The organism is Rhizorhabdus sp. P4_G6, from assembly GCF_056401045.1.
Genome location: NZ_JBFUKC010000002.1, coordinates 301089 through 320930 on the forward strand (window position 1 = coordinate 301089; position 19842 = coordinate 320930).

Consider the following 19842-nt stretch of genomic DNA (forward strand, 5'->3'; position numbering starts at 1 on the left):
AGCTGCGCCACGTGTCGATGGTCTGGAATGGAGACGAACTTAGCGTCCGGCTGCTGGGCAGGCGTCGTCTCGGCTTCACGGCGCGCGCGACACGGGCGTGGCTGGCGAGGCCATGGTCGCCGGGCTCGAGGCGGCGGATCGCGCTGATCGCGATGAACGATGTGCTGGCATGGCCGCAAATCTATCCGCTGCTGCGCTACCGGGCACGGTTCGCAGCGTCGCAGACCGAGTTTCGGGTGTTCGACTATCACCATATCGATGTCGCGGATCTTGGAAGCGACCTGGCCGCGATAGCGGTGCAGGCGCCCTATGGCGCTGGAGACGGTGAGATCGAGCGGCTGCTCGGCGGACTGAAGGCCGCGCATCCCGATACGCCGCTGAGTTTTCTGGACTGGTTCGCGCCGACCGACATCCGCTTCTCGGAGCGCGTGACGCCCTATGTCTCGCATTATGTGAAGAAAGCGCTGCTGCGCGACCGCGGCGCCTATATGATGCCGACCGATGGCCATACCCAGCTTACCGATCATTTCAGCCGCCGGCTCGGCACCGACAATCCGGCGCCGGAGTGGCGGGTCGATCCGTCGATCGTCGATCGGCTGATGATCGGCCCGGCCTTCGCGACCGGGCCGGCGCTGCTGCCGGGCTTCGAACGGCCCGCCGCCGCATCGGCCCATCGCCCGATCGACCTGCATGCCCGGATCGCCGTCGAGGGCACGCCCTGGTACCAGGCCATGCGGCAGGAGGCGGCCGACAAGGTCGGATCAAGCTTCCCTGATCTGCGGGTCGCGGCGAGCGGCAGGATCTCGCGGCGGGCCTTCCTGGACGAGTTGCGGGCGTCGAAGCTGTGTTTCAGCCCGTTCGGCTATGGCGAGCTGTGCTGGCGCGACTATGAGGCTGCACTGTGCGGTGCGGTGCTCGTCAAGCCCGACATGTCGCACATCGAGTGCGATCCCGACATCTTCGTGCCGTTCGAAACCTATATTCCGGTGCGGTGGGACCTTGCCGACCTCGATGAGAAGGTCCGCGAGGCGCTGCGCAGGCCTGAGTGGCTGGCGGAGATAGCTGCAGCCGCACGGCAGCGGGTGGTCGAGTATCTCGCCGGCCCCAGCCTCGAACGCTTCGTCGCGGGGCTGTGTGGACGCTAGGTCCAGCCAGCCGCCGCTGCTGCGGCACGAGGATCATGCCCGCACCGCCTATCTGGACGGGTGGCGCGGCGTCTCGATCCTGCTGGTGCTGATCGGCCACTTCACCGGCCTTCCGGCGATCCGCTGGGGCCAGCTCGGCGTCGAGCTGTTCTTCGCGCTGTCGGGACGGCTGATGGCGCAGATCCTGTTCGTCGACGGCTTCCCGCTGCGGCCGTTCTTCGCGCGTCGCTTCTCGCGTGTCTGGCCGGGGCTGCTCGTGCTGGTGCTCGTGCTGATGGCTCTCTCCAGCTACGGCTGGCCGCCGGGCGAGGCGCCGATCGATGGCGGCACCGCGCTGGCGACGCTTGGACTGGCTTGGGAACGACCTCTTGTTGGCTTGAAAACAGCCCGCGCTGCTCACACCGCAGCGTGTCATCCAGCGGGAGATGATAATTGCTAATGCGACGGAGGAGAGTACGCAAAAATCCAGTGCAATCGCATCCGTCGCCCGCGCCGCGAAATTTGGCCTCGTCATTGATTGCATTATGTTAGAAAATGATTTGTCATCCTTCGATGTGAACGAGTAATTATGCAAGAAACCGTCGGTTCTCGATTCGATTCTAAGTCGAACTCCGCTGGATTTGACTATTTACGTATCGGTTTGTCGGCTGCTATATGCATCTGGCATTCGTGGTGGATATTCACGGGAAGACTTGCGTGGGATCTGCCCCTTTGGCGCGGTTGGCTCGCATTCGTACCACAGAGCTTCATTCCGATGTTTTTCGCGCTTTCCGGGTTTCTTGTTGCAGGAAGCCTTGAACGCAATCGGCTCCATCATTTTCTCGCGCTTCGCGTCTTGCGGATTATTCCGGCACTTGCTTTTGAGATCATCATATCCGCTTGTGTGATCGGCGCCCTGTTCACCAGTCTACCGCTCGGACAGTATTTCACTTCCAGAGAGTTTTCGACCTACTTCCTGAATATTGTAGGTTTGGTTCATGTTACGCTGCCTGGGGTGTTCCCAAAAAACCCTTTGTCCAGCCTCTCGAATCCGCAGCTCTGGACCATTCCCTTCGAGCTTGAATGCTACGCCGTTCTGAGCCTACTGTCACTACTCGGCCTCATATGGAGACGCAGCTATCTACTAATATTAACGATTATTTTGATAATTGCACGGACAATCTATATTGCGTTTATCAAAAACGATGACTCCACGGGTTCGATGGTTGCCGGTCATTTTACTGGTCGAATTCTTATACTCATGTTTCTGGCGGGGGTGTTGGTCTATCGTTACCGGAGTCGGATTCCGTACTCCGATCTACTGGGATGGGCCTCACTGGCATTGATTTCTGTTCTACTCAGATATCCGGCTCTATGGTGGTTGGCTGCGATTCCAACAGGTTATTTCATCGCTTGGTTCGGTTTGAAGCAATTGCCGGCCCTACCGTTCGGTGATCTGTCTTACGGCGTATATTTGTTCCACTTCCCCGTCACGCAGATGCTAATGGCCTTGGTGGGTCGCTTCATGGGATGGTGGTGGCCCTTCGCTATCATCAGTCTCTTCGGAAGCGTAGCGTTCGCTGCAGTGTCCTGGAGGCTGGTCGAAAACCCACTGCTGGCTAGAAAACGCATCATTCTCGAAAGGCTAGATGCGATCTGGGAGCATGCGCGACCGACGTGACCTAAGCGTCAATCAGTCAATAGACTAGCTTCACCATCGGCTATCTGCGGGACCTCGTCGTCCCCGGCAGCGCCAGCTTCGACCATCTGGTCGCGCGCGATCGAGGAGCACAAGCTATTGGGTGACGGGCCTTCCAGTCGCTCTATTTGAATCTGTTCAACCGTCTGGCCCAGGGCTGCAACCTGCGCGGCGCCCAGTCGCGGATGAAATGGTCGACCGCCACTTTCGGGTCGCGCCGGTCGCCGCTGCCGGGGCGGCGGCGGAAGCTGGTGGTGCGGCTGCGCAGGCCGTCGGCCTGGGGCGCGGTGTAATAAAGGTGGCGCCCAAGCGCGCAATTCCGATCATCAGGCTTTTGCCCTTACCGCCGCGATTTTTTAACGGCTGGCCGTCACGGTTCAAGCCTGCTCCCTCACCTATTGAGGCAGCGGGATATTCCAGTGATGCTCCGCATCGAGGCCGTAGACATCCCGCAGCCGGACCAGCGATGGTGTCAGGCTCGTGATCAGCGCGGTTTCTTCGTCCGGCGTGAGCCGGAAACGCCCTGGAATTTTGATCGGCCGATGTCCCCTGGCGCGCACGGCAGGCGGCAGCAACGCGCCCAGTGCGCGGTAGATGGCCGGTGCACGCCGTAGCAGGCGCGTGATGCCTATTGGCTCCTTGCGCTCACCCGCCCGGTTTTGAAAGCGGGGCCGCCGCAGCGAGGCAAGTGGCGGCAGGCCGATAAAGTCTAGGGCCCGCTCCACCAGCGCTTCAGGATCGCGCTCAAGCTCTTCGGTCGTAAGCAGCAGCATGTCGCCGCTGTCATACCAGTAGCGAAAACGGTCGATCTGTGCCGCATAGTCGGACGCGGCTAGCGATACCGGGCTCACGCCATGATCGAGGCTATGGTCGGGTCGATCGGACCGAATCTGGTTGACCTCGTCGCGCATCAACTGGGCGTGCCGCGCATGAGATTCGATGCGGCGCAGCGGATGCCGCACCAGATAGATCAATTTATAAGCGCCACCCGAGGCCGCCATCCGCGCTGGCACATCGCCGCAATAGGGATATTTGCTGCAGTCCGTACTGCCGTCGAGAATCCACCGGCGGTCGCCTGCGGTTGGATAGAGACCCTCATACCAACCGAGTCCGCGCGCGAAGCGCTCGTCGGACGAGAAATACTTGGGTTCCTTTTCCGCCGAGGAGGCGATGTCGGGATGTTGCGCCAGATAATCATAAAGCGACGTGGTGCCGCACTTCATGGCGCCGACGATCAAGATACAGGGTTTGAAGGCCACGCGGGATTGATCGCGCCAATCGTGCCTGAAGGCAAGCGCCAGTCAGCGAAAGCGGTTGAAGCGCCGTGCGAAGGGTTGGAGACGTGGCGGAATCCAGTCGCGAACGAAATGATCGACCGCTACCCGCATGTCGCGGCGGTCCGAACTGCCCGGCCGGCGGCGGAAGGAGGTCGTGCGGCTGCGTAGGGCTTCGGTCTGCGGCGCGGTATAATAATAGGTCGCAATCGAGCGGCGGGCGCGTCCGGGCGGGCAGGTGAGCGGCTCGGGATGGCCATGATAGCTGTCGGCATCGGTGTTGAAGATCACCGCACGGCCGAGGATCGGCGCCACCTTTGCGACGCATGCTTTCATGTCTCGATCCCAGAGTTCGAGATCGCCGCCATAATCAGGAAGCCAATCTTCATTGAGGTATATGAGCAGGTTCAGCCGCCGCTCGACGAGCATCGGCTTGTGCAGGTTGAAATCGGCGTGGATTGAAAGATGCCCGCCCGGCCGCGTCTCATGCAGGCCGCCGCCGATATAATAGGGATCCGGGATGAGACCTGCGATCCCGGTGAGTGCTTCGAGGAAACCCAGGAAAGCGGGACCGTTGAGTTCGAGCAACAGATGGCGCAGGCGCGGATCGATGATCTCGTCGGGCGCGAACTGGAATTTGAGCCGCTCCTGATCGCGGTCGAAGAAACTCTTGCCCTCGGCCGACGGGAATTGGGCGGCCATGTCGCGCAGCAGCGCGGGATCAAGCAACTCATCGAGCACGATATGCGGAAAGGGCTGCGCGGCCGCATAGGCCGCTGCGTAGTCGGTGCCGATCTTCCGGCATTGGGCTGCGTCGAAGCCAAGCCAACCCCGGTGATTGGAGAAGGTGAGGATGCTCATGCGGCTTTGATCCACAATCTCACGATCGATGTCATGGGGCAGGCGCTGCGGCCGCGATCGCGACTGGCGGATGGCCGAGCCATGCTTGCGTCAGCCGGCGGCGAGCGGGAATCTCGATCAACCGGAAGGTGAAATGGGAGACCAGCAGCACGATGGCCGTATATCCGATCAGATAGGCCGTCCGCGCGATGGCCGGGTCGAGTGCGATATGGCGCGTCATATAGCTCCAGGGCACGATGAATATTGATCTTATGAACAGATGGTTGAGGTAGATCGAATAGGAACGATCCCCAAGCCATAGCAGCGGCGCGCAGCCGAGCGCGCAGCCGAGCGCGCGGCCGACGGGACCGCAATCGGTCCAGCAGCTTGCCACCAGCAGCGCAAAAGGCAGGATGATCAGCACATCGTTCGAGGAAACCGCGAGGAGCAGGATGCTCGCCACGCCGGCGACTATCTGCAGCGTGGCGAGCATAGTCGGCGGCAAGGCCGCGATGCGTTCGCGGCCATAGAATATCAGCATGCCAACGGAGAAGCCCGCGAGGCAGCGGAACGGTGCTATGCCGGCGATGATGTCGAGCGATCCCGAATCGACGGCGACCAGAGCATAGAAGAGAGTGGCGGCGAACAGCAGCAGGGCCCGGTTCAGCATCGGCATCCGGCAGTTCAGCGAGACGATCGGCGGAAACAGGAGATAAGTGAACATCTCGGCGCTGATCGACCAGCTTGGCGTGTTCCAGCCTCCACCAAAGGGCAGCCAGGCGTTGAGCAATAGCAGCTGTGCCACCAAGTTTAGGATGCTATGCCGGTCCCACGGCACCATCGCCGAACCTACATCCAGCATTTGCGCCATGATTCGGAATGCCAGCAGTGCGACGAGTGTGAACAGCAGCAGCGGATAGATCCGCGCCAGCCGGCGCAACAGGAAGTCGCGGGCTTCCTTCCGGTCATATGCCACGCCGCGATCGGCGCGATTGACATGGCTGATGATGAACCCGCTAAGGATGAAAAACAGGTCCACCATCAGATAGCCGCGCTGGAAAAGGGCGGTCGCTTGCTCGAATGGCAGATGATAATCGGCACCGTACTGAACGTGATAGAAGAGCACCATCAGCGCCGCTATGCCGCGCATTCCGCTATGCGATCTGATTTGTCCCGGCGCCCCCACCGTTCCTCGCTAACGACGCGGACAGGGCTCGGCAAGATTGTCAGGCGCGGCTTTCGGACTATATTTGTTCCATGACCATCCAGATCCGCACCAGCCTCGACGATGTCGATCTCGGCCAGACCTTCATACCCCATCGTCCCGAGCGCCCGGAAAAGACCGAGGGCGGCAAGGCGTTCAAGCTCGTGTCCGACTATGAGCCGTCGGGCGACCAGCCTGCCGCGATCGCCGAGCTGACTGCCCAGGCGGACGCAGGCGAGCGCGATCAGGTGCTGCTCGGCGTCACCGGATCGGGCAAGACCTTCACCATGGCCAAGGTGGTGGAGCAGCTGCAGCGTCCGGCGCTCGTGCTCGCACCGAACAAGATCCTGGCGGCGCAGCTTTACGGCGAATTCAAGCAGTTCTTCCCCGACAATGCGGTCGAGTTTTTCGTCAGCTATTATGATTATTATCAGCCCGAAGCCTATGTGCCCCGCTCGGACACCTACATCGAGAAGGAAAGCTCGGTGAACGAGGCGATCGACCGGATGCGCCATTCGGCGACCCGGTCGCTGCTCGAACGCGACGACGTGCTGATCGTGGCGTCGGTATCGTGCCTCTACGGCATCGGTTCGGTCGAGACCTATTCGGCGATGATCTTCGACCTCAGGAAGGGCGAGACGGTCGACCAGCGCGAGATCATCCGCAAGCTCGTCGCGCTCCAGTACAAGCGCAACGATGCTGCCTTCGCGCGCGGCAATTTCCGGGTGCGCGGCGACAGCCTGGAGATTTTTCCGTCGCATTATGAAGACAGCGCGTGGCGGGTCGCTTTCTTCGGCGACGAGATCGAGGAGATCGTCGAATTCGATCCGCTGACGGGCAAGAAGGCGGCAAGCCTCGACTCGGTGCGCGTGTTCGCCAACTCGCACTATGTCACGCCCGGCCCGACGATGAAGCAGGCGATGGAGGCGATCCGTTTCGAACTTGCCGAACGGCTCAAGGAACTGGTCGGCGAAGGCAAGCTGCTCGAGGCGCAGCGTCTGGAGCAGCGCACCAATTTCGACCTCGAGATGATCGCGGCCACCGGCAGCTGCGCCGGCATCGAGAATTATTCGCGCTTCCTGACCGGCCGCATGCCGGGCGAGCCGCCGCCGACGCTGTTCGAATATCTGCCGGAAAACGCGCTGCTGTTCGTCGACGAAAGCCATCAGACGATCGGCCAGATCAACGGCATGGCGCGGGGAGATCACCGGCGGAAGATCACGCTCGCGGAATATGGCTTCCGCCTGCCGTCCTGCATCGACAACCGGCCGCTGCGCTTTGCGGAGTGGGAGGTGATGCGGCCCCAGACAGTTTATGTCTCGGCGACGCCAGGTAATTGGGAGATGGAGCAGACCGGCGGCGTCTTCACCGAGCAGGTGATCCGCCCGACCGGGCTGATCGATCCGCCCGTCGAGGTGCGCCCGATCGAGAGCCAGGTCGACGACCTCGTCCATGAGGTTCGCGAGACCGCCAAACGGGGCTATCGCTCGCTGGTCACCACGCTGACCAAGAGAATGGCGGAGGACCTGACCGAATATATGCATGAGGCCGGCATCAAGGTCCGCTACATGCATTCGGATGTCGAGACGCTCGAACGCATCGAGCTGATCCGCGACCTGCGGCTCGGCGTCTATGACGTGCTGGTCGGCATCAACCTGCTGCGCGAGGGGCTCGATATTCCCGAATGCGGGCTGGTCGCGATCCTCGATGCCGACAAGGAAGGCTTCCTGCGTTCCGAAACCTCGCTCATCCAGACGATTGGCCGCGCCGCGCGCAATGTCGATGGGCGGGTGATCCTCTATGCCGACAGCATAACCGGATCGATGGAACGTGCGATGGCCGAGACGGCGCGGCGGCGCGAGAAGCAGGCCGCCTATAATCAGGAGCACGGGATCACGCCGGAGACGATCCGGCGCAACATCACCGACATCGTCGGCCATCTCGCGTCGCGCGACCAGGTCACGGTCGACACCGGCATCGACGAGCGCTCGCACATGGTCGGCCATAATCTGCGCGGCTATATCGAGGACCTCGAAGCGCGCATGCGCGCGGCGGCGGCGGATCTCGAGTTCGAAGAGGCCGGACGGCTGCGCGACGAGATCCGCCGGCTGGAGCAGGAGGAGCTCGGCTTGCCGGTCCAGGAGCATCGAGCGCCGGTCAAGGCCCATGCCACCGGCGGCAAACCCGGAACGCGCACCACCAAATATAGCAAGATGCGGGCCGCCAAGCGGCGCTGAGACATTCCGCTACGGAATCTTAACTCGTTACGCGAATTTTCGTGCCGAACTGCGGATAAGTATTTATAGTGGAATCAGGGGAGTAACAGGAGGAAGCATCATGTACGAGACGAGTCGCACGTCCGGAACATCGCGTGCCCGTTCTACGCAGCCCACGTCCGAAGCTTGGCATGAACTCAGCCGCTATGTCCTCGCATCGCGAATAGCGCCCGCCAAGCGAAGTGCGCACCGTGGAGAGCCCGACGGCTCCGCTGACTGAGGCAGGGCGAACCACAACAGCAGCGGGAGGCGGTACGCGCCGCGACGGAAGTGACGATTGACCGGTTCGATCTGCAGCGGTTCGTCTCCGCGCAGGAAGGCATTTACTCCAGTGCATTGGCCGAGATCCGGGACGGGCAGAAGCACGGTCATTGGATGTGGTTCATCTTCCCGCAGCTCGCCGGGCTCGGCCGCAGCGCGACGGCGCAACATTATGCGATCCGCTCCCTCGACGAAGCGCGCGCCTATCTCCAGCATCCGATCCTCGGCGAACGCCTGCGGGCATGCGTTACCGCGGTACAGGACCTCGACCAGCGTGACGCCGGAGCTGTGTTCGGGGCGGTGGACGCGCGCAAGCTGCAATCTTCGTTGACCCTGTTTGGACGCGCGGATGGAGGCTCCCTGTTCGAGGCGGCGCTGAAGCGTTGGTTCGATGGCGAGGTCGATGAGGCCACCATGGCATTGCTCGCCAGCACGGGCTGTTGATCGGGCGCAGCCCGCCGGACTGGCCTTGCCTGACGCTTCACGACATGCTGTGCTCACGCCCCATGCAGATTGCTGTGCTCACCTTCGACGGCTTCAACGAGCTCGATTCCTTCGTCGCGGCGGGCATTCTCAATCGGATGCGCGCAAGGGGCTGGATGGCGCATATCGCCGCCCCCAGCGAGACGGTCGCGTCGATGAACGGCGTCGTCGTGCAGCGCCAGAAGCCGCTCGAGTTTGCTGCGGAGGCCGATGCGGTGGTGATCGGCAGCGGCGTCAGGACGCGTGAGATCGCAGCCGATCCGCGCATGCTGGCACGCATAGGGCTCGATCCGGCGCGCCAGCTGATCGCGGCGCAATGTTCGGGCACGCTGCTGCTCGCCAAGCTCGGGCTGATCGGTAGCCTGCCGGCCTGCACCGACCTGACCACCAAGCCCTGGGTCATGGAAGCCGGGATCGAAGTCATCGATGCGCCGTTCGTGGCGCATGGCAATGTCGCGACCGCGGGTGGATGCCTGGCGTCGACATATTTGACGGCCTGGCTGATCGCCCGGGGCAGTGGCATCGAGGCTGCCGCCGCGGCACTCCATTATGTCGCGCCGGTCGGCGAGAAGCAGGCTTGGGTCGACCGGGCGCTTGCCGTCGTCAGCCCGTTTCTGCCTGTTCCCGTTGCGGTCACCGTGTAGAGGCGCCCGGTGGTAACGCCGAGGCTTATGCTCAGTCGGTGAACGGATCACGGACCAGGATGGTGTCCTCGCGCTCCGGGCTGGTCGAGACGAGTGCGACCGGACACTGGATCAGTTCTTCGACGCGGCGGATATATTTGATCGCCTGGGCGGGAAGTTCGGCCCAGCTGCGCGCGCCGGCGGTGGACTCGCTCCAGCCTTCGATGGTCTCGTAAACCGGCTCGACCCGCGCCTGATCCTGCGGGTGGGGGGGCAGATAGTCATAGGTCTTGCCGTCGAGCGTATAGCCGGTGCAGATTCGGATCTCTTCGAAGCCATCGAGCACGTCGAGCTTGGTGAGGGCGACGCCGGTGATGCCCGATACGGCCGCCGATTGGCGCACCAGCACCGCATCGAACCAGCCGCAGCGGCGCTTGCGCCCGGTGACGGTGCCGAACTCGCGGCCGCGCTCGCCGAGGCGCTGGCCGGTCTCGTTCTCCAGCTCGGACGGGAACGGCCCCGAGCCGACGCGCGTGGTGTAGGCCTTGACGATACCCAGCACGAAGCCGGCGGCGGACGGGCCGAGTCCCGAACCACTGGAGGCGGTGCCGGCGATCGTGTTCGACGAAGTGACGAACGGATAGGTGCCGTGATCGACATCGAGCAGCACGCCCTGCGCCCCTTCGAACAGGATGCGGCGGCCTGCCTTGCGCGCCTCGTTGAGCGTCAGCCAGACCGGCTTGGCGAAGGGCAGGATGAAATCCGCGATCTCGGCCAGATCGGCCTTGAGCCGGTCGCGGTCCACCGGCTGCTCGCCGAAGCCGGCACGCAGCGCGTCGTGATGCGCGCAGATCCGGTCGAGCTGAAGCTCAAGGTCGTCGAGATGGGCGAGGTCGCACACCCGGATCGCGCGGCGGCCGACCTTGTCCTCATAGGCCGGGCCGATGCCGCGCCGCGTGGTGCCGATCTTGCCGGCCCCCGAGGCGTCTTCGCGCAGGCCGTCCAGGTCGCGGTGGATCGGCAGGATCAGTGGGCAGGTTTCGGCCAGCTGGAGGTTGGCCGGGGTGATCGTGACGCCCTGGCCCTGCAGCTTGGCGACCTCTTCGCGGAAATGCCATGGATCGAACACGACGCCATTGCCGATCACCGACAGCGTACCGCGCACGATGCCCGACGGCAGCAGGCTGAGCTTGTAGGTCTGGTTGCCGACGACGAGGGTATGGCCGGCATTGTGCCCGCCCTGGAAACGCACGACGACGTCGGCGCGCTCGGCGAGCCAATCGACGATCTTGCCCTTGCCCTCATCGCCCCACTGGGCGCCGATCACGGTGACGTTGGCCATCAGTCAGTCCTGTTCAACTTCCCGCATCACGGGATTCAAAGGGATTCGGGCACAGAGCCGCGAAGGATATGGGTGCAGCCGAGCGCTGCAGCCTCGTCGGTGTCGGTCAGCGCGGCGATGGTGATCCAGTCTTCGGCGCGCAACCGCGCCGCCAATGCCGGATCGGTGCCGAGCGGCAGGAAGACGCGGCGATGCTCGACGACGCCGAGGCCGACATCGACCAGCGGATCGATATAGAGCGAGAAGCCGATCGCCTTTTCCTCACGCCCGTCCGGGTGGACGATCGTATAGCTTCCACCGCGGCCGATCTCGCCCGACAGGCCCCGGCCGAACAGCGAGAAGCCTATCCAGCTCTGATATTCGAAGCCGTGGCGCTCGGTCGGGTCGAGCGTCAGCGTGACCTGGGCGCCGAGCGCGGCCTCGATCGCCTCGATCGCCTCGATCCGCTTGTCGAGCGCCTTGGCCCCGGCAATGGCGCGGAGCCGGGCGAGGGCCGGGGCAACCGGGCCGGCGGCCTCGATGAAGGGCAGATAGGCGTCGGCGCCAAGGCCCGCCAGCCCGCCGGCATCCTTGGCGTCGAGCATGTCGCGCACGGTGTCGATCTTCTCGGGCGGCAGCGGCATCGCCCCGGCGGCAAGCGTTTCGACGAGATCGGGCAAGGTGAGGTCGACGGTGATGCCGGTGACGCCGGCCACCTCGAGCGCCTCGACGGCGACGCGCAGCACCTCGATCACCGCGGCGAGACTGTCGCTACCGATCAGTTCCGCCCCGGCCTGGGTCAGCTCGCGCTCCGGGCGCAGCTGGGTCGCGCGCAGCTTGAGCACCGGGCCGCCATAAGCGAGCCGCAGCGGGCGCGGGCGGTGGCCCATGCGGGTGGCGGCGATGCGGCCGACCTGTGCGGTGATATCGGGCCGAAGCGCCAGTGTACGCTGCGACAGCGGATCGACGAAGCGCAGCAGATCCTGCGAGCGCGCCGATTTGAGCTGTGCGACGAGCCCTTCCTCGAACTCCGCGAGCGGCGGCGACACGCGCGCATAGCCGTGCCGGCCGATCGCGACGATCACCCTGTGCAGCAGGCGCGACCCGGCTTCCGCCTGCGGCGGCAGGCGATCACGCAATCCTTCGGGCAGGAGGCCGGGGGTAATGGTCATCGGCTGAGGCTCATAGCGGCGATTGCACGCGGTTCAACTTGTACCTTCGTCATTCTGCGGACGTGGAAGGTCAATCTGATCGAGATTGCCAATCCCGGCCGGCGCGATCTTTATGACGAGATCATCGCCTAGCCGGGAGAGATATGAGCCCCAGCCTTCGCTGGGGCGACGTGTCACGGCCTAGAAGCTCAGCGTCTTGGCGGACTTAACGCCGGGCAGCTGGGCGATCTTTGCCTTCACCCTGTTATCCACCTTGGTGTCGACCGATAGCAGCAGCACCGCTTCGCCGCCCGCCGTGCGGCGGCCGAGATGGAAGGTGCCGATGTTGATCTCTGCTTCGCCCAGCGTCGAACCCAGCCGGCCGATGAAGCCCGGCGCGTCGACGTTGACGATGTAGAGCATGTCGCCGCTGAGATCGGCCTCGACCTTCACCCCATAGATTTCGACAAGGCGCGGCTCGGCATTGGCGAACAGCGTGCCCGCGACCGACTTGGCGCCCTCCGACGTGGTGACGGTGACGCGTACCAGCGTCGAATAGTCGCCCTCGCGGTCGTGGCGGACTTCGCGCACGTCGAGGCCGCGCTCCTTCGCGAGGAAGGGCGCGTTGACCATGTTCACCGTGTCCGAATAGACGCGCATCAGCCCGGCGAGCACCGCGCCGGTGATGGGCTTCTGGTTGAGCTCGGCGGCAGCGCCCTCGACTTCGATCGCGATCGCCTTGATCGCGTCGCCCTCGAGCTGGCCGACCAGCGCGCCGAGATGCTCGGCCAGCGCCATGTACGGGCGCAGCTTGGGGGCTTCCTCGGCCGACAGCGACGGCATGTTGAGCGCGTTGGTGACGCCGCCGGACAGCAGGAAGTCCGAGATCTGCTCTGCGACCTGGATCGCGACGTTGACCTGGGCTTCGTTGGTCGACGCGCCAAGATGCGGGGTGGCGATGAAGTTGGGCGTGCCGAACAGCGGCGATTCCTTGGCCGGTTCGGTAACGAACACGTCCATCGCCGCGCCGCCGACATGGCCGCTGTCGAGCGCTTCCTTGAGCGCCGCCTCGTCGACCAGGCCGCCGCGCGCGCAATTGACGATGCGCACGCCCTTCTTGGTCTTGGCGAGGTTTTCCTTCGACAGGATGTTCCGGGTCGAATCGGTCAGCGGCGTGTGCAGGGTGATGAAGTCGGCGCGCGTAAGCAGTTCGTCGAGCGCAACCTTTTCGACGCCCATCTCGATCGCGCGCTCGGGCGTCAGGAAGGGATCATAGGCGACAACCTTCATCTTGAGGCCCAGAGCGCGATCGGCGACGATCGAGCCGATATTGCCGGCGCCGATCAGGCCGAGGGTCTTGTTGGTCACCTCGACGCCCATGAAGCGGTTCTTTTCCCACTTGCCGGCCTGGGTCGACTTGTCGGCTTCGGGCAGATCGCGGGCGAGCGCGAACATCAGCGCGATCGCGTGCTCGGCAGTGGTGATCGAATTGCCGAACGGCGTGTTCATCACGACCACGCCCTTGGCCGATGCGGAGGGAATGTCGACATTGTCGACGCCGATGCCGGCACGGCCGACAACCTTCAGGTTGGTGGCGGCTTCGAGAACCTCCTTGGTGACCTTGGTGGCGGAGCGGATCGCCAGGCCGTCATATTGGCCGATGATCGCGATCAGCTCTTCCTTGGTCTTGCCGGTAATCTCGTCGACCTCGATGCCGCGGTTGCGAAAAATCTGCGCGGCGAGAGGGTCCATCTGGTCGGAAATCAGTACCTTGGGCATGGATTTTATCCTTTGATCTCAGGCCGTCATCCCAGCGGAAGCTGGGATCTCACTTCTCTTCGTGAGCGAAGGAAGACAAGGAGATTTCAGCTTTCGCTGGAATGACGTTGCATAGGTGGAGGCCTGTCAGGCCGGGATGCGGGCCTGGTTCCAGGCCCAGTCGAGCCAGGGTCCGAGTGCCTCGACGTCGGCCGTGTCGACCGTGCCGCCACACCAGATCCGCAGACCCGGAGGTGCGTCGCGATAGCCCGCCACATCATAGGCGGCCTCTTCGAGTTCCAGCGCACCGGCCATCTTCTTGACGAGGGCGAGCTGTGCATCCTCATCGAGCCCTTCGACCGCGTGCTCGGCGAATTTGAGGCATACCGAGGTGTTGGACCGCGTCGCCGCGTCGGGGGCGAGGTGGTCGATCCAGTCGGTCTTCTGCACCCAGGCGTCAAGCGCCGCGGCATTGGCATCGGCGCGCGCGATCAACTCGGACAGGCCGCCGATCGACTTCGCCCATTCCAGGCTGTGGATATAATCCTCGATCGCCAGCATCGACGGCGTGTTGATCGTCTCGCCCTTGAAGATGCCCTCGATCAGCTTGCCGCCCTTGGTCATGCGGAAGATCTTCGGCAGGGGCCAGGCGGGGGTGTAGCTTTCGAGTCGTTCGACGGCACGCGGGCCAAGCACCAGGATGCCATGCGCGCCTTCGCCGCCGAGCACCTTCTGCCAGGAGAAGGTGACGACATCGAGCTTGTCCCACGGAATATCCTGCGCGAAGCAGGCCGAGGTGGCATCGGCGATGGTCAACCCTTCGCGATCGTCGCGGATCCAGTCGCCATTCGGTACGCGCACGCCCGAAGTGGTGCCGTTCCAGGTGAACACGATGTCGGTCGACTGGTCGAGCGCGGCGAGATCGGGCAGAGCGCCATAGGGTGCCTTGACCACGTCGGCCTCGATCTTGAGCTGCTTGACGACGTCGGTGACCCAACCCTCACCGAAGCTCTCCCAGGCAACCATCGTCGCCTTGCGGGCACCGAGCAGGCTCCACAGCGCCATCTCGACGGCGCCGGTGTCTGATCCGGGCACGATGCCGATGCGGTGCGTGGCGGGAATGCCGAGGATGTCACGGGTCAGATCGACCGCATGATTGATCCGCGCCTTGCCCAGCTTCGAACGATGCGAGCGGCCGAGCGAACCGGTGGCGAGCTTTTCGGGGGCCCAGCCCGGCGGCTTGGCGCAGGGACCGGAAGAGAAATGGGGACGTGCCGGCTTCGAGGCCGGGTATTCAAAATCAGTCATTTAAGACTCTCCTCACAGAGAGCACGCGCTGCGTTGGGACAGCGTGGCCCGCCGGCGCTTCTAGAGATGCGTGACTGCAAGTCAATGCGGGATGGCGATCGGGTGACATTTGAATAGATGACGTCACCCCGGCGGATGCCGGGGTCTCGGCCGTCAAGGACGGGTTGAGGTCGCGAACCACTATCGAGATTCCGGCCTCCGCCTGAATGATGCCCAAGAGAAAGGCCCCGGAGCGTCGCTCCGAGGCCTCTTAAAATCGATCGCAGCAGGACTATTTCGCCGGTGCGGCCTCGTTGCCTTCGGCCGGAGCCGCAGCATTGTCGGCTGGGGCGCCGGCAGCCGGGGCCGCTTCGGCGGGAACCGCCGGCATCGGCTTAGGCGCATCGCTCTGCTGGTTGAGATAGGCGATGACGTTGGCGCGATCTTCGGGCTTGGACAGACCGGCGAAGGTCATCTTGGTGCCAGGAGCGAACGCCTTGGGGCTCTTCAGCCATGCGTTCAGGCCGTCCCAATCCCAGGTTCCGCCCTTTGCCTTGAGAGCATCCGAGAAGGCGAACCCATGCGCGCCGGCACCGATCGTCTCGCCCAGTACGCCCCACAGGTTCGGACCAAGCGCGTTCGGGCCGCCCTTTTCCGCATTATGGCAGGCGCCGCACTTCTTGAACACGTCGGCGCCCTTGGCGGGATCGGCGCTCGCCAGATAGAAAGCGATCGGCTTGTCGGCGACAGCGCCGCCGCCCGCGTCGCCCTCTGCTTCGACGCCCTCGACGACATAGCCCATCTTCTCGGGCCGCTCAGCTTTGAAATATTCGCCGCTGAGGATCGAAAGGCCCAGTGCGGCAATGCCGCCAGCCAGCGCCCAGCCGGCAATCGTGTTAGCGCGATCGTCCATTTGCCCCACAAGCTCCCTGGTAACGTGGGAGATGGAACCCACGCGAAAATCGCGCTCCCTTTATAATCGGTTGGAGGGCTCCGCAAGCGTCCCGACACCCGAATATGCTGCGCTGCGACTTGCGATCGACCCGAGGTCCGCCTAATCGGCTGCGCAACATGCAGAACTATCCCGCTCCCGCCCAGGTGCTCGTCGCCGAAATGTCCGCTGCCTGTGCCGCCGACCCGGGCCGCGCCGTGGCGTTTCAGGGCGCTCCCGGGGCCAATTCGCATATCGCCGCGCTCGCGGCATTTCCGAACTGCCTGCCGCTGCCATGCTTCAGTTTCGAGGATGCGCTGGACGCCGTGAGCGACTTCCGCGCCGACTGTGCCGTCATTCCGATCGAGAATTCGCTGCACGGCCGTGTCGCCGACATCCACTTCCTGCTCCCCGAATCGGGACTGGTGATCACCGGCGAGCATTTCATGCGGATCAGCCATACGATGATGGCGCTGCCGAACCACGGCAAGATCACCGAGGTAATGAGCCACCCGCAGGCACTTGGGCAGTGCCGCCACTGGCTGCGCGCCAATGGCATCACGCCCATCTCCTATCCCGATACCGCCGGTGCAGCAGCCGCGGTGGCGGAAGCGGGCGACCTTCACGTCGGCGCGCTCGCGCCGGCGCTCGCCGCGCCGATCTACGGTCTGAAGGTGGTGAAGGACGATCTGCAGGACTCGGACGACAACACTACGCGCTTCGTCGTGCTGGCCCGCGCGGCACCGGACGTGCCGCTGGATAGCACGCCAGTGATGACCACCTTCATTTTCGAGGTGAAGAACATCCCGGCAGCGCTCTACAAGGCGATGGGTGGTTTTGCCACGAACGGCGTCAACATGACCAAGCTTGAAAGCTATCAGCGTGGCGCGACCTTCGCGGCAACCGAATTCTACGCCGATATCGAGGGCCATCCCGACCAGCCGCATGTCCGCCGCGCCCTGGAGGAGCTCGCTTTCCACACCAAGTGGGTACGTTTGCTCGGGACGTATCCGCAGGCCCGCGCGCGGGTGCTGGGCTAATCTGGATCGCCATGGCTGTGGGTCGGGCTACGCTCCATTCGACCAGGCGGTGAGCAGCGTATAGGCGATCGCCATCGGGAAGCTCATCTCGAACAGCGCGTCGGGATTGCCGGACAGCGCGGCGCGGACCTCCTCGCGATTCACCCATAGCGCATGGTCGATCTCCTTGGTGTCGAGCTGAAGCACGTCGCTCTCGACCTTGGCAATGCAGCCGATCATCAGCTGGGATTGCATCGGCCAAGGTTGGCTGGCGATGTAGCGGACCTCGGTGACGACGACGCCTGCCTCTTCATGAAGCTCGCGCGCAACGGCGTCCTCGATCGATTCGCCGACTTCGAGAAAGCCGGCGAGTGCCGAATAGAAGCGCGGCGGCATGCGGACATTGTGGCCGACCAGCACCCGATCCCCATATTCCGCGAGCATGATCACCACGGGATCGGTGCGCGGGAAATGCTCGGTGCCGCAGCCTCCATCCTCCTTGCGGCAGAAGCGTGCCCAGCCCGAGCGTCCTGCCGTGGTGACATGGCCGCAATTGGCGCACCAGCCGTGGCGGCTGTGCCAGTCGACCAGCGCCCGGGCGGCGGCATAGGTGCCGGCGTCGCCAGGCTCGGTCATCGATCCCACGGTCATGATACCGGCGCGCTGGTCGCTCGCCGGATCTATCCTCGTCAAGGAAACGAAGCGCGGCTTCCCGTCGATCAGGCCGAGTAAAGCCAGCGGCGCATCGGGATCCGCTTCGGCCAGCGAACCCCAGCTCAGCCGGCCGTCGGGATCGAGCACCGGACCGAGCCCCCCCAGCCGTAACAGCCGTGCCGAGAGGCTGGCGCGCTGCTCGTCGAAATAGGCCTGGTTATCGCGCTCTATATCGATGCGGACGAGCGGTGATCCAGTGAAGCCGGGGGCGGGAAAGTCGGCCATCATCTCTCCATGGGTCGGCGCGTGGCGATAGCGCAGGCAGCGGCGCGTGCGAAAAGGGTGGGGAGGCCGGCCTCCTCTATCCGCTCGATCGGCCACCATTCGCCGTCGCCGATCTCCTCCCGGCAACTGGCGGCCATCACCCGCAGGTCCAGCGCGAAATGGGTGAAGACGTGGGCAACCGTTCCCGCATCGCGCCATGCGCCGCCCATCGGTGCACCGGCAAGCCCGGGATCGATGTCGATCCAGGGACCGCTGGGCAGCGCGCGCATGCCGCCGAGCAGGCCCTTGGCCGGCCGCCGCACCAGCCAGACATGGTTGCCGCGTTCGATCCAGAATGCGGTGCCGCGGCGCTGCGGCTTGGTGCGCTTTGCGGCCTTGACCGGATAGGCCTCCGGATTGCCAGCCGACCGGGCAGCACAGCCCCCGCTCAACGGGCAAAGCAGGCATTGCGGCGCGCGGGCGGTGCAGATGCCCGACCCCAGATCCATCATCGCCTGCGCGAAATCGCCGGCCCGCGCGTCTGGTGTGATCCGGTCGACCGCGGTTCGCAGCGCGGCGCGCGCCTGCGGCAGGGGCTGGCCGAACGCGAAAAACCGGCTGCAGACACGCTCGACATTGGCGTCGATCACCACCGCGCGCTGTCCAAAGGCGATCGCCGCGATCGCGGCAGCGCTGTAGTCGCCGATGCCCGGCAGGGTGCGCAGCCCGGCCTCGCTGTCGGGAAAACGGCCGCGATGGTCGCGTGCCACCGCACGGGCGCAGGCGATCAGGTTGCGGGCGCGGGCGTAATAGCCGAGGCCTGCCCAGGCGGTCATCACCTCGGACTCGTCGGCGGCGGCGAGATCGTTCACCGTCGGCCAGCGGGTGGTGAAGCGTTCGAAATAGGGCTTCACCGCTGCCACCGTGGTCTGCTGCAGCATCACTTCGGACAGCCACACCCGATAGGGATCGGGTGCTGCCGCTCCGGCTTCGGCACGCCACGGCAGCCGGCGACGATGGACGTCATACCAGGCCAGCAAATTTTCAGCTACGGCATCGACGCGCATGGGGCGCCTATGGCATGAAGCGGGTATGAGCGAAACCGGCAAGACAGTGAAAACGGCGCGGCCCAAGGCGGCGAAAGCAGCGAAGCCGATCGAGCCCCGACCGCGCGGCGGCCAGGCCCGTTCGGTCGCGGATATGCTGCCCGATGTCGGCCGCGCTGCCTTTCGCCGCTTCGGCTTCGTGCAGAGTTCGGTGGTCAGCCGCTGGGCGGAGATCGTCGGCGAGCGCTACGCCAGGGTCTCGGTTCCCGAATCGATTCGCTTCCCCCAGGGCCGTCGCTCGGAAGGCGTTCTGGCGCTGCTGGTCGACGGCGCGCATGGCACGATGCTCCAGCATGTCGCGCCCACGATCATCGAGCGGGTCAACCGCTTCTTCGGCTATCCCGCGGTGGCGCGCATCGCGATCAAGCAGGGTCCCTGTGCCGCGCCGCCCGCGCCGGCGCCGCGAGTCGCTCCGCCCTCGCTCAAGATGCTGCCGGTCGATCTCGGCGACAGTCTGCGGACAGTTGGCGATCCCGAACTTCGTGCCTGCCTGGAATCGCTGGCGGGGGCGCTTGCCGCCACGAGCGGGCCGCCGGTCATCACGCCCGGAGACGGCGACCAGTGAAG

Annotated in this window: 19 protein-coding genes; 9 read left to right on the top strand and 10 right to left on the bottom strand. The window is 64.3% G+C overall.

The annotated features are described in order from the left end of the window. The first annotated feature begins 17 nt into the window (after nucleotides 1-17). The 4 genes from AC1DPF_RS03665 to AC1DPF_RS03680 all read left to right on the top strand — a co-directional run bounded on the left by AC1DPF_RS03665 (nucleotide 18) and on the right by AC1DPF_RS03680 (nucleotide 3116). Nucleotides 18-1145: a glycosyltransferase gene (locus tag AC1DPF_RS03665; RefSeq protein ID WP_477870098.1), complete on the top strand. Its 1128-nt coding sequence runs from the start codon at nucleotides 18-20 to the stop codon at nucleotides 1143-1145. After that, nucleotides 1135-1584: an acyltransferase family protein gene (locus tag AC1DPF_RS03670; protein WP_477870100.1), complete on the top strand. Its 450-nt coding sequence runs from the start codon at nucleotides 1135-1137 to the stop codon at nucleotides 1582-1584. The genes AC1DPF_RS03665 and AC1DPF_RS03670 overlap by 11 nt, the downstream gene beginning before the upstream one ends. Before the next feature lie 129 nt (nucleotides 1585-1713). Next, a complete protein-coding gene (locus AC1DPF_RS03675; protein WP_477870102.1) occupies nucleotides 1714-2805 on the top strand; it encodes an acyltransferase family protein in 1092 nt (363 codons plus the stop codon). A gap of 146 nt (nucleotides 2806-2951) precedes the next feature. After that, nucleotides 2952-3116, top strand: coding sequence for a hypothetical protein (locus AC1DPF_RS03680; RefSeq protein ID WP_477870103.1), 165 nt, complete (start codon nucleotides 2952-2954; stop codon nucleotides 3114-3116). A gap of 102 nt (nucleotides 3117-3218) precedes the next feature. On the opposite strand, the gene AC1DPF_RS03685 is transcribed toward AC1DPF_RS03680, so the two are convergent. The 3 genes from AC1DPF_RS03685 to AC1DPF_RS03695 are packed head-to-tail and all read right to left on the bottom strand — an operon-like array spanning nucleotide 3219 to nucleotide 6087. Beyond that, nucleotides 3219-4082 (bottom strand): sulfotransferase family protein, encoded by an 864-nt coding sequence (locus tag AC1DPF_RS03685; RefSeq protein WP_477870105.1) that lies wholly within the window; start codon nucleotides 4080-4082, stop codon nucleotides 3219-3221. Between the two features lie 42 nt (nucleotides 4083-4124). Next, nucleotides 4125-4958: a 2OG-Fe(II) oxygenase gene (locus AC1DPF_RS03690; protein WP_477870107.1), complete on the bottom strand. Its 834-nt coding sequence runs from the start codon at nucleotides 4956-4958 to the stop codon at nucleotides 4125-4127. A gap of 31 nt (nucleotides 4959-4989) precedes the next feature. Further along, nucleotides 4990-6087 carry an acyltransferase family protein gene (locus tag AC1DPF_RS03695; RefSeq protein WP_477870109.1) on the bottom strand — a complete coding sequence of 366 codons (1098 nt, stop codon included), beginning with the start codon at nucleotides 6085-6087 and terminating at the stop codon, nucleotides 4990-4992. 107 nt (nucleotides 6088-6194) lie between these two features. Here AC1DPF_RS03695 and uvrB point away from each other — a divergent pair, with 107 nt between their 5' ends. The 3 genes from uvrB to AC1DPF_RS03710 all read left to right on the top strand — a co-directional run bounded on the left by uvrB (nucleotide 6195) and on the right by AC1DPF_RS03710 (nucleotide 9805). After that, nucleotides 6195-8378 carry an excinuclease ABC subunit UvrB gene (gene uvrB / locus AC1DPF_RS03700; RefSeq protein ID WP_477959753.1) on the top strand — a complete coding sequence of 728 codons (2184 nt, stop codon included), beginning with the start codon at nucleotides 6195-6197 and terminating at the stop codon, nucleotides 8376-8378. Between the two features lie 309 nt (nucleotides 8379-8687). Beyond that, nucleotides 8688-9122 (top strand): DUF1810 domain-containing protein, encoded by a 435-nt coding sequence (locus AC1DPF_RS03705; RefSeq protein ID WP_477959755.1) that lies wholly within the window; start codon nucleotides 8688-8690, stop codon nucleotides 9120-9122. Nucleotides 9123-9184: 62 nt separating this feature from the next. Further along, on the top strand, nucleotides 9185-9805 hold the full coding sequence (locus tag AC1DPF_RS03710; protein WP_477870115.1) for a DJ-1/PfpI family protein: 621 nt from the start codon (nucleotides 9185-9187) through the stop codon (nucleotides 9803-9805). A gap of 31 nt (nucleotides 9806-9836) precedes the next feature. Here AC1DPF_RS03710 and AC1DPF_RS03715 read toward each other — a convergent pair whose 3' ends face one another. The 5 genes from AC1DPF_RS03715 to AC1DPF_RS03735 all read right to left on the bottom strand — a co-directional run bounded on the left by AC1DPF_RS03715 (nucleotide 9837) and on the right by AC1DPF_RS03735 (nucleotide 16214). After that, a complete protein-coding gene (locus AC1DPF_RS03715) occupies nucleotides 9837-11126 on the bottom strand; it encodes an adenylosuccinate synthase (protein WP_477870117.1) in 1290 nt (429 codons plus the stop codon). A 35-nt stretch (nucleotides 11127-11161) separates the two neighbouring features. Continuing rightward, nucleotides 11162-12277: an ATP phosphoribosyltransferase regulatory subunit gene (locus AC1DPF_RS03720; protein WP_477870119.1), complete on the bottom strand. Its 1116-nt coding sequence runs from the start codon at nucleotides 12275-12277 to the stop codon at nucleotides 11162-11164. A gap of 180 nt (nucleotides 12278-12457) precedes the next feature. After that, nucleotides 12458-14035 carry a phosphoglycerate dehydrogenase gene (gene serA / locus AC1DPF_RS03725; RefSeq protein WP_477959757.1) on the bottom strand — a complete coding sequence of 526 codons (1578 nt, stop codon included), beginning with the start codon at nucleotides 14033-14035 and terminating at the stop codon, nucleotides 12458-12460. Nucleotides 14036-14161: 126 nt separating this feature from the next. Further along, nucleotides 14162-15322 (bottom strand): phosphoserine transaminase, encoded by a 1161-nt coding sequence (locus AC1DPF_RS03730; RefSeq protein ID WP_477959759.1) that lies wholly within the window; start codon nucleotides 15320-15322, stop codon nucleotides 14162-14164. A gap of 271 nt (nucleotides 15323-15593) precedes the next feature. After that, on the bottom strand, nucleotides 15594-16214 hold the full coding sequence (locus AC1DPF_RS03735) for a c-type cytochrome (RefSeq protein ID WP_477870125.1): 621 nt from the start codon (nucleotides 16212-16214) through the stop codon (nucleotides 15594-15596). A gap of 158 nt (nucleotides 16215-16372) precedes the next feature. On the opposite strand from AC1DPF_RS03735, the gene AC1DPF_RS03740 reads away from it, so the two are divergent. After that, nucleotides 16373-17272: a prephenate dehydratase gene (locus tag AC1DPF_RS03740; protein ID WP_477870127.1), complete on the top strand. Its 900-nt coding sequence runs from the start codon at nucleotides 16373-16375 to the stop codon at nucleotides 17270-17272. Nucleotides 17273-17299: 27 nt separating this feature from the next. On the opposite strand, the gene nudC is transcribed toward AC1DPF_RS03740, so the two are convergent. Then, the gene (gene nudC / locus AC1DPF_RS03745) at nucleotides 17300-18190 is read right to left on the bottom strand and encodes an NAD(+) diphosphatase (RefSeq protein WP_477959835.1); all 891 of its coding nucleotides are present in this window, start codon (nucleotides 18188-18190) and stop codon (nucleotides 17300-17302) included. Further along, the gene (locus tag AC1DPF_RS03750; protein WP_477959761.1) at nucleotides 18190-19236 is read right to left on the bottom strand and encodes an A/G-specific adenine glycosylase; all 1047 of its coding nucleotides are present in this window, start codon (nucleotides 19234-19236) and stop codon (nucleotides 18190-18192) included. Before AC1DPF_RS03750 ends, nudC begins: the two co-directional genes overlap by 1 nt. A 25-nt stretch (nucleotides 19237-19261) precedes the next feature. Between AC1DPF_RS03750 and AC1DPF_RS03755 the strand changes: the two genes are divergently transcribed. Next, entirely contained in the window at nucleotides 19262-19840 is a 579-nt protein-coding gene (locus AC1DPF_RS03755; protein WP_477959763.1) for a DUF721 domain-containing protein, read from the top strand. Nucleotides 19841-19842: the final 2 nt, after the last annotated feature.